The sequence below is a fragment of the Streptomyces olivoverticillatus genome, assembly GCF_014203555.1.
Lineage (GTDB): Bacteria > Actinomycetota > Actinomycetes > Streptomycetales > Streptomycetaceae > Streptomyces > Streptomyces olivoverticillatus.
The window spans coordinates 256,547-270,801 of record NZ_JACHJH010000003.1 but is presented as its reverse complement, the minus strand read 5'-3'; the positions used below and the strand labels follow the sequence as shown (position 1 = coordinate 270,801).

Genomic DNA, 14,255 nt, shown 5'->3' with positions numbered 1-14,255 from the left:
AGTATTGAAGTTGACCCCAGTGATCACGACCGGATTGCCTCCGGCGGTTGTCCCCGAAGTCGGGCTGATGCTGGTGATCGTGGGCGTCGCCATCGCGAAACCTCCCCAGCGTCTGCTACCGCAGACCTGCTCGGGTGCTCGCGACCTGGGCGAATCTCGAGCACGTATACTTTGCATGACTAATTACACACTCAATGTAGTTGCTCCTTCCGGATGTCCGATGTAGTCCGTTCGGCTGAATCGGCCGCTCCATGACGCCGGCAATGCGGGTGCTTGGCGGCTCACGTCCGGTCCGGACGGCGGGCTCGCAGTGGCCGATAGCCGGCCGGGTCAAGTTTGGCGAGTTCGGTGTCGACCTCGACGTCGATCGTGCCGTGATAGTTGACGTTCTCGCTGTGCGCCGGGGAGATGTGCGCGAGCACTTCGTCGTCGACCGGCCTTCGGCGTGCATCTGCGCGATGGCCAGGCCGTAGTACTCCGTGGTCCAGGTCACCACTGAGTTGGTCAGCACGGTCGGGCACCATGCCTGTTCGGTCTGTCCGGCCAGGAACCGTTCGCGGATCTTGCCCTGGTGGGCGTAGTGGAGGTCCCGGCGCAGGGAGTGCAGGGACTCGCCGATGAGCACCGCCGGCAGGTTGCGCTTCAGCTCCGCAGAGCGGGCCTGCTTGCCGCCGGCGTGGGTGAAGCAGTCCAGGAACCCCGTCCGGCGGTCCAGCTCCACCAGCAGTGACGCGATCGGGGCCAGCGGCAGCAGCTCCGCCAGCTCGTCTTTCAGCGCGGCCGCCTCGGCCGGGACGTCCTCAGCCGATAGCGCAGGGATGATCAGCTCCCCCTTGTCCGACAGGCACACTTCCCCGGTGCTGGCATTGCGGTTGCTCAGTACTTTCTCCAGATCCGCCATCGCCGCTGCCAGCTCCTTGCAGCGCTCCAGCACGGCCGGGGCGGCGGTCGGTTTGCCGACCAGCTGGCAGAACTGCTCGCGCTGCCCCGCCCACTGCTCGGGCGTGAACAGGTACGAGGCCGGGTCGGCGTACCGGCGCGAGGAGGGCACGTACACATCGCCCGAGCGCAGCCCGTCGCGCAGGCCGAGCATCACCGTCAGCTCCCAGAAGTGCCGGTACGCCGTGACGTCCCTGGACTTCGCGGCCTGCTCCAGGTAGCCCGCCCAGCGCACCGGCACGAAGTCCGCGGGTGCCCCGTCGGGGACCTTCCGTGCGCCGGTCGCGTTCAGCTCCTTCAGGATCTTCACGGCATCCATCAGCGACTCCGCACCCGTGCCGCCCTTGAAGGAGATGGCCCGCAACACATCCGGGGTGAACTGCCGCAGGTAGGTGTAGGAGTCGTCCAGCATCGCCAGGTGCCCGTGATCACGCGGCAGCCGGGTGGTGGCCCGCGCCACCGCGGCCCGCAGACGCTCCATGCCGATGGCGTTCCGCAGCAGTCCCCCGACCTCCTCGTCCGCGATGGCCACATCCAGGAGCACCGGCAGGACCTCGTCCAGGAGCGCCTTGCGCCCCTACCCGGCTGCGGCCCGCGCCGCCAGCGCGTCGCGCATCTTGGTCCGGGCCCGGCTCTCCCGGGCGCAGACGGCCTGGTCGACCGATGACCTCGTCCAGCACATCGGCGGCCGACTGCGCAAGGACCGTTAGCAAGATCGGGTGGCGGCGCTGGGGTTCGCGCCGGTCCAGCGACTGCAGGGTCAGCCGGCGCCCCACCTGGGCCAGAAACCGGCGCCGCTCGGCGGGCAGCGCAGTCAGGTCCAGGGCGTGGGCGTCCAGGCCGCGCAGGAATCTCCGTCCCGATCAACGGGTCCACGCTCAGCAGGCCGTCCAGCTCACCCATCAGCTTGGGCGCCAGCAGGTGCCGCACCCGCTGGTAGGTCTCCCGGCCCGCTTCCGCCCGCGCGGTGGCCACCCGCTCCAGCACATGACCACCCCGGGCCGTACCACCCGCGAGGCCGCCAGATGTTCGCACGCCAGACGGAACAGCAGCGAGGGCGAGTCGTGCTCCATTGCCCGAGCGAGCAGGAACTCGCCCAGTTCTTTGAGCTGCATCGCCTTGGCGCTCTTCCAGTTCAGGTACCCGGTCACCTCCCGCAGGTGGTCGGTCCGGGTCTGCTTCTCGCCGACAGGTATCCGCAGGCGTTCCGAGAGCCGGGCCACCGCCGCCGGTGGGGCCGAAGTGACGTCTTCCGGTACGAACCCGAGCCAGGGCAGCGTGCACAGCTGGACGGCCGGCCCGATCCGGTCCTTGGGGCTGCGACCGCGACCCGGGTCGATGAACCCCAAGTCCGCCGGGGTCAGTGTGAAGAACCGGCTCAGTTCTTCCTTGTTGATCTCCGGGAAGCCCCGCAGCCGTTCCAACTCGTCATCCGCGAACACACGGGTCGCCACCCGATACCTCCACCGCAATCGCCCATGCCTCGTGGGCACCGTGCGCCACACCGTGGAAGCCATGGCAGGGATATCCGTTGGTTTTTCGGCAATTACTACTGGGACCCTCGTCGTATCCCCGGGAAGGGGTGTGCCATGCCGCTCCGCAGCAGCAGAACACCGCACGAAGCCGTGCACCATCCGGTCTTCGCCCGGGTCTACGCGAAGCTGAGCCCGGTCGCCGACGACTGGGGCGGGGTGGGCAGGCACCGGCGGGAGCTGCTGGCCGGGCTCTCCGGGCGGGTGATCGAGATCGGCGCCGGGAACGGCCTGAACTTCGCCCACTACCCCGAAACCGTCTCCGAGGTGGTGGCGATCGAGCCGGAGCGGCAGCTGCGCAGGCTCGCGGTGGAGGCCGCGGTCCGGGCCGGGGTGCCGGTCGACGTCGTGCCCGGGGTGGCGGAGGCGCTGCCGGTCAAGAGCGAGGCGTTCGACGCGGCGGTGGCGTCCTTGGTGCTGTGTTCGGTCCGGGACGTACGGCGGGCGCTCTCCGAGCTGCGCAGGGTGCTGCGCCCGGGCGGAGAGCTGCGCTTCTACGAGCACGGGCTGGCCGAGGGGCGGGGCCTCGCGGCCGTCCAGCATGCGGTGGACCGCACGTTCTGGCCCCTGGTGTTCGGCGGCTGCCACACGGCCCGGGATGCGCCGGCGGCGATCGAGGAGGCGGGGTTCGAGCTCGGCGAGTACCGGCGGCTGCGGGTGCCGCGGAGCCGGGTGCCGCTGCCCGCCTCACCGTGCGTGCTCGGATCGGCAAGACGGCCGGTGGAGCCGGGGCCGTGACGGCCGGGGAGCCGCAGGGCTCCTGACACAGACCCCCGGCGGACACCCACACCCTTCGCTTTGCTCATCCTTTACCATGGATGGCCACTCGTGCTTACGGCACCGAGTTCCGTCACTCTGTGAAAGGTGTGAGCGTCCGCCCATGGGCGAGCCCCCCAGTAGTCCCTGCCGTCGCTGTCGCGCGGTCCCTGCGTCCCTGGCCGACCATGGGACGGAGGTGAAGCGATGACCGAAGTGCTCCTTCTGGTGCTCGCCCTGCTGCTGACGGTGGCCTGTGCCGTCTTCGTCGCAGCGGAGTTCTCCCTCACCACCGTCGAGCGCGCCGAGCTGGAGCGGGCCGCCGAGAGCGGCGACCGCGGCGCGCAGAGCGCGCTCAAGGCGGTGCGCAGCCTGACCTTCCAGCTTTCCGGCGCACAGCTCGGCATCACGGTCACCGGCCTGATCATCGGCATGCTCGCCAAGCCGTCGATCGCCGCGCTGCTCACCGGCCCGGCGGAGGCCGTGGGCCTGTCCCCCGCCGTCGCCTCCTCGATCGCCCTGGTGCTGGGCACCGTGCTCTCCACCGTGGTGCTGATGGTCGTCGGCGAGCTCGTCCCCAAGAACTGGGCGATCTCCCGCCCGCTGCCCGTGGCCAAGAAGGTCGCCGGGCCCCAGCGCGCCTTCAGCACCGCCTTCCGCCCCCTGATCCGGCACCTGAACAACACGGCCAACCGGACCCTGCACCGGATGGGCCTGGAGCCGGCCGAGGAGCTGGCCACCGCGCGCGGCCCGCAGGAGCTGGCCGCCCTCGCCCGGCACTCGGCCAAGGAGGGCGCCTTGGAGGCGGACACCGCCGAGCTGTTCGTGCGGACCCTGAACCTGGCCGAGCTGACCGCGGAGAACGTGATGACCCCGCGCGTCCAGGTCACCGCCCTTGACGTGCGCGCCACGGTGGAGGACGTCGCGAACGCCACCCGCGCCACCGGCCTGTCCCGCTTCCCCGTCTACCGGGGCAACCTCGACTCCGTCATCGGCATAGCCCACATCAAGGACGTGCTGCCGGTCCCCGCCGACGAGCGGCCCCACCGGGCCGTCGCCTCCCTGCTGCGCGAGCCGCTGTTCGTCCCCGCCTCGCTGACCGTGGACCGGCTGCTGGACCGGCTGTCCGCCAAGCGCAGCATGGCTGTGGTCATCGACGAGTACGGCGGCACGGCGGGCGTGGTCACCCTGGAGGACATCATCGAGGAGGTCGTCGGCGAGGTCCGCGACGAGCACGACCCCGACGAGCGCCCCGACCTGGCTCCGGCCGGGCGGGACGCCGAGGGCCGCAGGCTCTACGACGCCGACGGCGCCGTCCGCACCGACCGGCTGGAGGAGATCGGGCTGCGGGCGCCGGACGGCCCGTACGAGACGCTGGCGGGCCTGGTCGCCACCGAGCTCGGCCGCATCCCCGCCGAGGGCGACTCGGTGCGGGTCGCGGGCTGGCGGATCGATGTGACCGACGCTTCCGGGCGGCGCGCCGCCCGGGTGCGCCTCGCCGCGCCCCGGCCCGGCGGGGACGCCGCCGGCGGCACGGGCGGGGAGGCCGGCCGATGATCTTCTTCCAGCTGCTCATTGGCCTGGCGACCCTGGTCGTCAACGCCTTCTTCGTCGGCGCCGAGTTCGCCATGATCTCCGTGCGCCGCGGCCAGATCGAGCCGCTCGCCCAGGACGGCGACCGGCGTGCCCGCAGCGTGCTGTGGGGCCTTCGGCACATCTCGGCGCTCATGGCCGCGGCCCAGCTCGGCATCACGCTGTGCACGCTGGTGCTCGGCGTGGTCGCCGAACCGGCCATCGCCGCCCTGCTGGAGCCCGTCTTCCACCTGGTGGGCCTGTCGCAGACGCTGGTGCATCCGGTGTCGTTCGTCATCGCGCTCGCCGTCGCCACGTATCTGCACATGCTCTTCGGCGAGATGGTGCCCAAGAACATCGCGCTCGCCGAGCCGGTGCGCACCGCCCTGCTGCTCGGTCCGCCGCTCGTGGCGCTGGCCCGCGCGCTGCGCCCCGTGGTGTTCGCGATCAACGAGCTCGCCAACGGCCTGCTGAGGCTGCTGCGGGTGGAGCCCAAGGGTGAGGTGGCGGCCACCTTCTCGGACGACCAGCTCGCCCGGATGGTCGCCGACTCCAGCGAGGCGGGGCTGCTGGACGCGCGGGCCACCGAGCGGCTGCGGGACGCCCTGGAGCTGGGCAAGCGCCCGGTGGAGGACGTGGTGATGCCGCTGGAGAAGGTCGTCACCGCCCGGCTCGGGGTGACGCCCGAGGGGCTGGAGCGGCTCTCCGCCACCTCCGGCTACTCCCGCTTCCCCGTGGTCGACGAGGCCGACCGCATCCTGGGCTATCTGCACGTCAAGGACGCCCTGGACGCCGAGCCGCGCGACCGGTCCTTCCTGCGCGAGCTGATGCGGCCCATCGCCCGGGTCCGGGCCGACACCCCGCTGGACGACGTGATCACCGCGATGAGCGGCACCGGCGCCCACCTGGCCGCGGTCATCGGCGAGGACGACCGGCTCACCGGCCTGGTCACCCTGGAGGACGTGATGCGCCAACTGGTGGGGCGGCGCCCGTGAATCACGCGGGCGACCGGGCGTAGGATCGCCACGCCATGCAGATGAATGCCACATACACCAGCTTCGCCGCGGTCGGCGACTCCTTCACCGAGGGCATGTCCGACGGCATGCCGGACGGCTCCTACCGGGGCTGGGCGGATCTGCTCGCCGCACGGCTGGCGGCGCGCAGCCCCGGCTTCCGCTACGCCAACCTCGCCGTGCGCGGCAAGCTGATCGGCCAGATCGCCGACGAGCAGGCGCCCGCGGCCGCGGCGATGGGCGCGGACCTGGTGACGCTGGTCGGCGGGCTCAACGACGTGCTGCGGCCCAAGTGCGACGTGGACCTGGTGTGCGCCCGGCTCGCCGAGGCCGCGCAGCGGCTGGCGCCCAGCTGCCGGCAGCTGGTGCTGATGCGCAGCCCGGGGCGGCAGGGGCCGGTGCTGGAGCGGTTCCGGCCGCGCATGGAGCACCTCTTCGGCTTCATCGACGAGCTGGCCGGGCAGCACGGTGCCGTGGTGGTCGACCTCTTCGGCGCCGAGGTGCTCGGCGATCCCCGGCTGTGGGCCGAGGACCGGCTGCATCTGAACGCCGAGGGCCACCGGCGGGTGGCCGAGGCGGTGTGGCAGGCACTGGGCCACGCGCCGGAGTCCGACTGGCGCACTCCGCTGGCGCCGGCCGTGCCCCTGGGCTGGGCGGACCGGCGCACCGCGGACCTGCGCTTCGCCCGCGAGCACCTCGTGCCCTGGATCGGGCGGCGGCTGACCGGCCGCTCCTCGGGGGACGGCCGTCCGCCCAAGCGCGCCGCGCTGCTGCCGTACCCGCCGGACGCCGTGACGGAGGGCTCGTAGCAAGCCACAAACCGGGCCGGGGCGCTGGCCTGCGCAAACCGACAGTAGAATTCCGTCACGTGACTGCTGCTGTGTCTTCGAAGCCCCGCATCCCCAACGTCCTGGCCGGCCGCTACGCCTCCGCGGAGCTCGCCGTCCTGTGGTCCCCCGAGTACAAGGTGAAGCTGGAGCGCAAGCTGTGGCTCGCCGTGCTGCGCGCCCAGAAGGACCTGGGGATCGAGGTGCCGGAGGCGGCCCTCGCCGACTACGAGCGCGTGCTGCACCAGGTCGACCTGGCCTCGATCGCCGAGCGCGAGAAGGTCACCCGGCACGATGTGAAGGCCCGCATCGAGGAGTTCAACGCCCTCGCCGGTCACGAGCACGTGCACAAGGGCATGACCTCGCGCGACCTGACCGAGAACGTCGAGCAGCTGCAGATCCGCCTCTCCCTGGAGCTGGTCCGCGACCGCGTCGTGGCCGTCCTCACCCGCCTGGGCAAGCTCTCCGCCGACCACGCCGAGCTGGTGATGGCGGGCCGCTCGCACAACGTCGCCGCGCAGGCCACCACCCTCGGCAAGCGCTTCGCGACCACCACCGACGAACTGCTGGTCGCCTTCGCCCGCACCGAGGAACTGCTCGGCCGCTACCCGCTGCGCGGCATCAAGGGCCCGGTCGGCACCGCCCAGGACATGCTGGACCTGCTCGGCGGCGACGCCGGGAAGCTGGCGGAGCTGGAGCAGCGCATCGCGGCGCACCTGGGCTTCGCGCACGCCTTCACCTCCGTCGGCCAGGTCTACCCGCGCTCGCTGGACTACGAGGTCGTCACCGCGCTGGTGCAGCTGGCCGCCGCGCCCTCCTCGCTCGCCAAGACGATCCGGCTGATGGCCGGGCACGAGCTGGTCACCGAGGGCTTCAAGCCGGGCCAGGTCGGCTCGTCCGCGATGCCGCACAAGATGAACACCCGCTCCTGCGAGCGCGTCAACGGCCTCATGGTCATCCTGCGCGGCTACGCCTCGATGACGGGCGAGCTGGCGGGAGACCAGTGGAACGAGGGCGACGTCTCGTGCTCGGTGGTGCGCCGCGTCGCGCTGCCGGACGCCTTCTTCGCGCTGGACGGCCTGCTGGAGACGTTCCTGACCGTGCTGGACGAGTTCGGCGCCTTCCCCGCCGTCGTCGCCCGGGAGCTCGACCGCTACCTGCCGTTCCTCGCCACCACCAAGGTGCTGATGGGCGCGGTGCGGGCGGGTGTCGGCCGCGAGGTCGCGCACGAGGTCATCAAGGAGCACGCGGTGGCCTCCGCGCTGGCGATGCGCGAGCAGGGTGCCGAGCGCAACGAGCTGCTCGGCAAGCTCGCCGCGGACGAGCGGATCCCGCTGGACCGCGCGGCGCTGGACGCGCTGATGGCGGACAAGCTGTCGTTCACCGGTGCCGCCGCCGACCAGGTCGCCTCGGTCGTCGCCCGCGTCGAGGAGATCGCCAAGCGGTACCCGGAGGCCGCCGCCTACGCGCCGGGGGCGATCCTCTGACACCTGAGGAGCTGGAGGCCGCCCGCGACCGCCTCGTCCCGGACGTGGTCGCGGACGGTCTTCACGTGCTCTTCTGCGGGATCAACCCGGGCCTGATGTCGGCCGCCACCGGCCACCACTTCGCCCGGCCCGGCAATCGGTTCTGGCCCGTGCTGCACGCCTCGGGCTTCACCCCGCGGCGTCTGCAGCCGGCCGAGGAGCGGGAGCTGCTCGGCTACGGCCTCGGCATCACCAACGTCGTCGCGCGGGCCTCGGCCCGCGCGGACGAGCTGAGCGACGTCGAGTTCCGCGAGGGCGGGAGGATCCTCACCGAGAAGGTGAAGCTGCTGCGGCCCCGCTGGCTGGCGGTGGTCGGTGTGACCGCCTACCGCGTCGCCTTCGGCGACAAGCACGCGAAGATCGGCCCGCAGGAGCGCACCATAGGCACCATCCGCATCTGGGCGCTGCCCAACCCCAGCGGCCTGAACGCCCATTGGCCCCTGCCGAAGATGGCGGAGGAGTTCGGCCGACTGCGCGCGGCAGCCGAGGCAGGCTGACCCGGCGCGAGCCGGCCCCTCACGCGTCCCGGCGCCGCAGCACCCACCAGCCCGCGCCGACCGCGAGCGCCGTCCACAGCGCCATCACCCCCATCCCGTCCCAGGCGCCGAGCACGCCCTCGGGGGCGGGGTGCAGGATCTGCTGGCCGGCCCGGTCCGGGAGGAAGGCCGTCACGTCGGCGATGGCGGAGATGCTGCCGAGCACCGGCGAGATCAGGAAGACCACGGGCGTGAGCAGGGACAGCGCCCCGACCTGGCTGCGCACCACGGCCGCCACCCCCGCCGAGAACAGGGTGAGCAGCGTCAGGTAGAGGCCGCAGCCGACCGCCGAGCGCAGCGTGCCGGGGCGCCCAGGCCCACGCCGTACTCGCCGAGGAACGTCTGCGCCCCCAGGAAGCAGCCGAAGCCGGTCGCCAGACCCACCGGCAGCGCGAGCGCGGCCAGCACCGCCAGCTTGCCGGAGTAGAACAGGCCCCGGCGCGGCACGGCGGCCAACGACAGGCGGATCTGGCCGCCGGCGCCGTACTCCCCCGCCGTCGCCAGCACACCGAAGCAGACGGCGGCGATGTGGCCGAAGTTGAGGCCGAAGTAGGACCCGAAGACCGGCTCGAAGTCGGCGTTGTCGGCCTCGGCCTTGCCGACCATGGCATGGGCCAGCACGGTGACCCCGACGGTAGCGACGAAGACGGCCGCCAGGGTGGCCAGGAGCGACCGCACGGAGCGGATCTTGATCCATTCGGAGCGCAGGACGGGGGCGAGGGTCGTCACGGTCGGCCTTCCGGGGTGGTGGTGTATTCGGCGGCGTCGGCGGTGAGGCGGAAGTAGGCCTCCTCCAAAGAGGCGTTCTCGCCGATGAATTCCTTCAGCGGCGCGTCGGCGAGGAGCCGGCCGCGGCCGAGCACGACGAGGTGGTCGGCGGTCTGCGCCATCTCGTTCATCAGGTGACTGGAGATCAGAACGGTGCGCCCCTCCTCCGCCAGACGGCGCGTGAGGCGCCGCAGGTGGACGATGCCCTCGGGGTCCAGTCCGTTGGTGGGTTCGTCGAGCATCAGCACGGGCGGATCGCCCAGCAGCGCCGCCGCCAGGCCGAGCCGCTGCCGCATGCCGAGCGAGAACGTGCGCACCCGGCGCCGCGCGGCCGGCGCCAGCCCGGCCTCCTCCAGCACCTCCTCGACCCGGCGGGCCGGGATGCGGTTGGCAAGGGCCAGCGTGAGCAGGTGGTCGTGGGCGGTCCGGGCCGGGTGGGCGGCCGCCGCGTCGAGCACGGCGCCGACGTGCCGCAGCGGCTCGGCGAAGGAGGTGTACGGCCGGCCACCGACCAGGGCCGTGCCCGAAGTGGGCCGGTCCAGGCCGAGGACGATGCGCATGGTGGTGGACTTCCCCGCACCGTTGGGGCCGAGGAAGCCGGTGACCCGGCGGGTTGCACAGTGACCGTGAGCCGGTCCAGGGCGTGCACCGGGCCGTAGCGCTTGGTGAGTTCGCGGATGTCGATCGAGGTCATGGCTCAAGGCTGCCGCCGGGGGTGGGCGCCGGTGATCCCCCGCGGGTGGGCGGCGCCTCCCCCACGTGGGGGAGGGCCCCGGGCGGGCGGCGCTGCAAGGATGCCGACATGATCACTGCGCTGCGCCCGCTGACCCGGTCCGTGACGTACGCCCGCTGGCTGCACCTGGTGACGGCGGTCGTCCTCGCCACGGTCTTCGCGTTCGTCACCCCCGGAATCGGCAACATGGACAACTGGGCCGGCGCCTGGCTCCTGGTGGCGCCCCTGCCGCTGCTGGCCGCGCTCGCCATGGTTCCCGGCGTGCGGCTGTCGGAGGGCATGCAGGCGCAGTTGCTGCTGTTCCCGGCAGGGCGCGAGGCGGGGGATCCGCCCGTCGCTCCGGCGCCGTCGGCCTCCTGGGAGGACCGGTGGCGCACCGCACTGTGGCTGGTGCTGCGGTACGAGCTGGGCACGGTGACAGCGTTCATGAGCGTGCACCTGCCCACGCTGACGGTGAACCTCCTGCGGTCGGCCGCCGGGCACCGGCCGCTGCACATCCCGCTCACGCAAACGTCCCACGAGCCCCACTGGTGGTATGCACTGCTCGCCCCGGCGGCCCTGGCGCTGCTGATGGCGTTCGTCATCGGGGCCGGCGCGGTGCTGGCCCGTGCGGCCCACGCCCTGCTCGGCCCGTCGGCGGCCGCGCGGCTGGCCGCACTGGAGCAGCGCACCGAGCGGCTGCTGGAACACAACCGGCTCGCCCGCGAGTTGCACGACTCAGTGGGGCACGCCCTAACCGTGGCCGTCGTCCAGGCGGGCGCTGCACGGGCGGCAGCCTCACCGGAGTTCACCGAGCAGGCGCTGGCCGCGATCGAGGAGACGGGCCGGCACGCCCTGGAGGACCTCGAACGCGTCCTGAAACTGCTGCGCGAGGACACCCCGTGCCTGGCGGACCGGCCCTCGCTGGCGGACGCCGAACGGCTGCTGTCCGCCGCCCGCAGCTCGGGTGCGCGGATCACGGCCGAGGTGATGGGTGCGCTGGACACGGTGCCGGGCCCCGTCTCGCGCGAGGGCTACCGCATCGTGCAGGAGGCGCTCACCAACGTCGTACGTCATGCGGGGCCCGCCGACGTCTCGGTGCGGATAGCGGTGACCACGGACGGGCTGGAGCTGGACATCAGCAATCCGCTGGCCGAGGGCGCCGGGGTGATCAGCGGGAGCGGCAGCGGGCTGCGGGGCATCCGTGAACGCGCCACGCTGCTCGGCGGCCGCGCCGAGACCGGCGAGCACGAGGGCACCTGGCGGGTGCGGGTGCTGCTCCCGCTGAGCGCTCTAGGGTGATCCGGTGCCGACCACCGTTCTCCTCGTCGACGACGAACCGCTCGTACGCGCCGGACTGCGCGCGATCCTCGAAGCCCAGCCCGACATCGAGGTGGCGGGCGAGGCCTCGGACGGCGCGGCCGTCCTGCCGATGGTGCGGCAACTGCGGCCCGACGTGGTGGCGATGGATGTGCGGATGCCGTTGCTGGACGGCATCGAGGCGACCCGGGCCGTGCTGCGCACGGTGGCGGAGCCGCCGAAGATCCTGGTCGTGACGACGTTCGAGAACGACGAGTACGTCTACGACGCGCTGCAGGCGGGCGCCGACGGCTTCCTGCTCAAGCGAGCCGCCCCAGCCGAGATCGTGCAGGCCGTACGGATGGTGGCGGCGGGCGAATCCCTGCTCTTCCCCGCCTCGCTGCGCAAGCTCGCCGCCTCGCGCGGCAACGCGCGGGCACGGGAGGTCATGGAGCGCGCCGCGCTCACCGCGCGGGAGGCGGAGGTGTTGCGGCTGATGGCGCGCGGCATGTCCAACCCGGAGATCGCCCGCACCCTGATCCTGGGCACCGAGACGGTGAAGACCCACGTCAGCGCGGTGCTGGCCAAGCTGGGGGCGCGCGATCGCACCCAGGCGGTGATAGCCGCCTACGAATCGGGATTCGTCGTGCCGGGGTGAGTCCCGGCGCTCGCCGCCCCGGCGCCCACCGGATACGATCCGGCACAGGCAAAAGGTGCGCAAAACATGGCGCACAGGAGCGAGGAGGCGGCACGTTGGGGCGGCTCACCGGTGGGGATCCGTCTCTGCTGCGGCGGATCAATTCGGCCGTGGTGCTGCACGCACTGCGCGCCGCCGACTCCCCCACGCTGACCGACCTGGTCAAGGTGACCGGGCTGTCCCGGCCGACCGTCGAGGGCGTGATCGAGGGGCTGACCGAATCCGGCCTGGTGGTGGAGGCGGAGGTCGACGGGACCGCGGCCCGGCGCCAGGGGCGGCCGGCCCGCCGCTTCCGGTTCCGGGTGGAGGCCGGGCATCTGCTGGGCATCGAGATCGGGCCGCACCGGATCGCCGCCCTGCTGGCGGACCTGGGCGGGCGGGTGACGGGCTCGGCGTCCGTCGAAGTCTGCGCGACCGCACCCGCCGACGAGCGCCTGGACCAGGTGCGGGCGGCCGTGGCCGATCTGCTCAAAAGGGCCGGGGTCGCCCGCAGCTCGCTGCGCGCGGTGGGGGTGGCCAGCCCCGGCATCGTGGAGGCGGACGGGACCGTACGGCTGGGGACGGCGCTGCCGGGCTGGACCGGGTTGCCGTTGGGAGAGCGGCTGCAGCGCTCCTTCCGCTGCCCGGTGCTGGTCGAGAACGACGCGAACGCCGCCGCCGTCGCCGAGCACTGGAAGGGTGCGGCCGTCGGCTCGGACGACGTCGTCTTCGTGCTGGCCGGGCTGAGCCCCGGCGCCGGTTCGCTGATCGGGGGGCGGCTGCACCGGGGGTTCGGGGGCGCGGCCGGGGAGATCGGCGCACTGCACCTGCTGGGCCGGGAGGCCACTCCGGAGGAGGTGCTGTCCACCACCGGGGAGCCGCTGCACCCGCTCGACGAGGCCCAGGTGGCCCAAGTGTTCGCGCTGGCCGGCGAGGGCGACGAGCGGGCGCGGGCCGCGGTGGAGCGGTATCTGCGGCGGCTGGTGCACGACGTGGCGGCGCTGGTGCTGGCGCTGGACCCGGAGTTGGTGGTGGTGGGCGGCTGGGCGGCGGGCCTGAGCGGAGTGCTGGAGCCGCTGCGCGCGGAGCTGGCCCGTTACTGCCTGCGGCCGCCGCAGGTGGCCCAGTCGCTGCTGGGCGAGGCCGCAGTGGCGACGGGCGCGCTGCGGCTGGCCCTCGACCACGTGGAGAAGCAGCTCTTCGCGGTCGAGAGCACGGTGACGGCGCGGCGCTGAACCGAGCGCCCCCGGCTCCGCCTGCGGCGAGGGCCTTCCCGACGTGTCTCTTCGCGAAGGCCGTCGCCCGGACGTCAGCCCGCGAGGAGCTGCATGTCCGTGCCGCCGAAGGTCAGCCGGCAGGTGTCGGCCCGGTAAGTAGCCACGGAGACGGCGGCGGTGCGCCCCTGGGCGCAGTAGCGGGTGGTGACGAGGAGGACGGGCGAACCGGGCAGCCGGTCGAGCTGCTTGGCGTCGTCGGCGCGGGCCGAACCCAGCTCGACGGCCTGGTCCCGGCCTTCCAGCCGCAGCCGCTGCAGCTCGCGCAGCACGGCGCGGGCGCGGGCCGGACCGGCGGGGGCGTCAATGGCGGCCAAGTCCGGGACGCTGGCGGCCGGGACGTACAGCAGCTCGGCCGCCACGGGCTGGCCGCGCGTCTTGCGGGTGCGGCGCACGATGTGCACGGACTGCTCGGGGTCGATGTCCAGCAGCCGGGCGACGGCGGCGGGCGCGCACGCCTCATCGGCGTCGACGGTCTGCCAGGTGTCGGCGGTGGTGCCGGGCCAGGTGTGTTCACTGTCGCCGACGGCCACGCCCATGCGGGGCGGGGCGACGGTGGTGCCGACTCCGCGCCTGCGCTGCAGCCGTCCTTCCAGCTCCAGCTGTTCAAGTGCTTGGCGCAGTGTGGCCCGCGCGACACCGAAACGGGCCGCGAGCTCACGCTCGTTGGGCAGGATCTCGCCCACGGCGAACTCGGAGTCGAGCGCGTCGCTGAGCACGGTCTTCAGGTGCCAGTACTTCGGTTCCGGCACCGATTCGAGCTGCGTGGTCCCCACCCTGATCCTCCGCAAAGGCTTTGCGCGCTTCTTTATTAAAGGTTGTTGC

The 14,255-nt window shown here is 72.6% G+C and carries 16 protein-coding genes and 1 pseudogene; 10 read left to right on the top strand and 7 right to left on the bottom strand.

The window, feature by feature from the left end; genetic code table 11:
* On the bottom strand, nucleotides 1–93 hold a 93-nt coding region (locus FHS39_RS26030), incomplete at its 3' end, for an IPT/TIG domain-containing protein (protein ID WP_425507780.1).
* A gap of 22 nt (nucleotides 94–115) precedes the next feature.
* On the bottom strand, nucleotides 116–1,483 hold the full coding sequence (locus FHS39_RS25135) for a Tn3 family transposase (RefSeq protein WP_221462683.1): 1,368 nt from the start codon (nucleotides 1,481–1,483) through the stop codon (nucleotides 116–118).
* A 25-nt stretch (nucleotides 1,484–1,508) separates the two neighbouring features.
* Between FHS39_RS25135 and FHS39_RS25130 the strand changes: the two genes are divergently transcribed.
* Nucleotides 1,509–1,649, top strand: coding sequence for a hypothetical protein (locus FHS39_RS25130; RefSeq protein ID WP_221462682.1), 141 nt, complete (start codon nucleotides 1,509–1,511; stop codon nucleotides 1,647–1,649).
* Nucleotides 1,650–1,841: 192 nt separating this feature from the next.
* On the opposite strand, the gene FHS39_RS25125 is transcribed toward FHS39_RS25130, so the two are convergent.
* Entirely contained in the window at nucleotides 1,842–2,393 is a 552-nt protein-coding gene (locus FHS39_RS25125) for a DUF4158 domain-containing protein (protein ID WP_221462681.1), read from the bottom strand.
* 135 nt (nucleotides 2,394–2,528) lie between these two features.
* Here FHS39_RS25125 and FHS39_RS11690 point away from each other — a divergent pair, with 135 nt between their 5' ends.
* The 6 genes from FHS39_RS11690 to mug all read left to right on the top strand — a co-directional run bounded on the left by FHS39_RS11690 (nucleotide 2,529) and on the right by mug (nucleotide 8,662).
* Complete coding sequence (locus FHS39_RS11690; RefSeq protein ID WP_184349205.1) at nucleotides 2,529–3,209, top strand: class I SAM-dependent methyltransferase; 681 nt, start codon at nucleotides 2,529–2,531, stop codon at nucleotides 3,207–3,209.
* 225 nt (nucleotides 3,210–3,434) lie between these two features.
* Nucleotides 3,435–4,784 (top strand): hemolysin family protein, encoded by a 1,350-nt coding sequence (locus FHS39_RS11685; protein ID WP_184349204.1) that lies wholly within the window; start codon nucleotides 3,435–3,437, stop codon nucleotides 4,782–4,784.
* Nucleotides 4,781–5,794, top strand: coding sequence for a hemolysin family protein (locus FHS39_RS11680; protein WP_184349203.1), 1,014 nt, complete (start codon nucleotides 4,781–4,783; stop codon nucleotides 5,792–5,794). The genes FHS39_RS11685 and FHS39_RS11680 overlap by 4 nt, the downstream gene beginning before the upstream one ends.
* 35 nt (nucleotides 5,795–5,829) lie before the next feature.
* Entirely contained in the window at nucleotides 5,830–6,621 is a 792-nt protein-coding gene (locus FHS39_RS11675; protein ID WP_184349202.1) for an SGNH/GDSL hydrolase family protein, read from the top strand.
* Nucleotides 6,622–6,692: 71 nt separating this feature from the next.
* On the top strand, nucleotides 6,693–8,126 hold the full coding sequence (purB, locus tag FHS39_RS11670) for an adenylosuccinate lyase (RefSeq protein WP_184349674.1): 1,434 nt from the start codon (nucleotides 6,693–6,695) through the stop codon (nucleotides 8,124–8,126).
* Nucleotides 8,123–8,662 carry a G/U mismatch-specific DNA glycosylase gene (gene mug / locus FHS39_RS11665; protein ID WP_184349673.1) on the top strand — a complete coding sequence of 180 codons (540 nt, stop codon included), beginning with the start codon at nucleotides 8,123–8,125 and terminating at the stop codon, nucleotides 8,660–8,662. The genes purB and mug overlap by 4 nt, the downstream gene beginning before the upstream one ends.
* Nucleotides 8,663–8,681: 19 nt before the next feature.
* On the opposite strand, the gene FHS39_RS25830 is transcribed toward mug, so the two are convergent.
* The 3 genes and pseudogenes from FHS39_RS25830 to FHS39_RS11655 all read right to left on the bottom strand — a co-directional run.
* Complete coding sequence (locus FHS39_RS25830; protein ID WP_343069520.1) at nucleotides 8,682–8,930, bottom strand: hypothetical protein; 249 nt, start codon at nucleotides 8,928–8,930, stop codon at nucleotides 8,682–8,684.
* A gap of 35 nt (nucleotides 8,931–8,965) precedes the next feature.
* Nucleotides 8,966–9,430 carry a hypothetical protein gene (locus FHS39_RS25825; RefSeq protein WP_343069519.1) on the bottom strand — a complete coding sequence of 155 codons (465 nt, stop codon included), beginning with the start codon at nucleotides 9,428–9,430 and terminating at the stop codon, nucleotides 8,966–8,968.
* 83 nt (nucleotides 9,431–9,513) lie between these two features.
* Nucleotides 9,514–10,163, bottom strand: a pseudogene (locus tag FHS39_RS11655) (ABC transporter ATP-binding protein); the annotation flags it as partial.
* 108 nt (nucleotides 10,164–10,271) lie between these two features.
* Here FHS39_RS11655 and FHS39_RS11650 point away from each other — a divergent pair.
* The 3 genes from FHS39_RS11650 (at nucleotide 10,272) to FHS39_RS11640 (ending at nucleotide 13,391) form a co-directional block, all read left to right on the top strand.
* The gene (locus FHS39_RS11650) at nucleotides 10,272–11,483 is read left to right on the top strand and encodes a sensor histidine kinase (RefSeq protein WP_184349201.1); all 1,212 of its coding nucleotides are present in this window, start codon (nucleotides 10,272–10,274) and stop codon (nucleotides 11,481–11,483) included.
* A gap of 4 nt (nucleotides 11,484–11,487) precedes the next feature.
* Nucleotides 11,488–12,138: a response regulator gene (locus tag FHS39_RS11645; RefSeq protein ID WP_184349200.1), complete on the top strand. Its 651-nt coding sequence runs from the start codon at nucleotides 11,488–11,490 to the stop codon at nucleotides 12,136–12,138.
* Between the two features lie 95 nt (nucleotides 12,139–12,233).
* Complete coding sequence (locus FHS39_RS11640) at nucleotides 12,234–13,391, top strand: ROK family transcriptional regulator (protein ID WP_184349199.1); 1,158 nt, start codon at nucleotides 12,234–12,236, stop codon at nucleotides 13,389–13,391.
* Between the two features lie 74 nt (nucleotides 13,392–13,465).
* On the opposite strand, the gene FHS39_RS11635 is transcribed toward FHS39_RS11640, so the two are convergent.
* Complete coding sequence (locus tag FHS39_RS11635) at nucleotides 13,466–14,206, bottom strand: UTRA domain-containing protein (protein ID WP_184349198.1); 741 nt, start codon at nucleotides 14,204–14,206, stop codon at nucleotides 13,466–13,468.
* Nucleotides 14,207–14,255 lie beyond the last annotated feature (49 nt).

What these genes read in the sequence shown, in the direction of transcription:
- FHS39_RS11690 (WP_184349205.1), top strand. Translation starts at nt 2,529, where the DNA reads ATGCCGCTCCGCAGCAGCAGAACACCGCACGAAGCCGTGCACCATCCG.
- FHS39_RS11685 (WP_184349204.1), top strand. Translation starts at nt 3,435, where the DNA reads ATGACCGAAGTGCTCCTTCTGGTGCTCGCCCTGCTGCTGACGGTGGCC.
- FHS39_RS11680 (WP_184349203.1), top strand. Translation starts at nt 4,781, where the DNA reads ATGATCTTCTTCCAGCTGCTCATTGGCCTGGCGACCCTGGTCGTCAAC.
- FHS39_RS11675 (WP_184349202.1), top strand. Translation starts at nt 5,830, where the DNA reads ATGCAGATGAATGCCACATACACCAGCTTCGCCGCGGTCGGCGACTCC.
- FHS39_RS11650 (WP_184349201.1), top strand. Translation starts at nt 10,272, where the DNA reads ATGATCACTGCGCTGCGCCCGCTGACCCGGTCCGTGACGTACGCCCGC.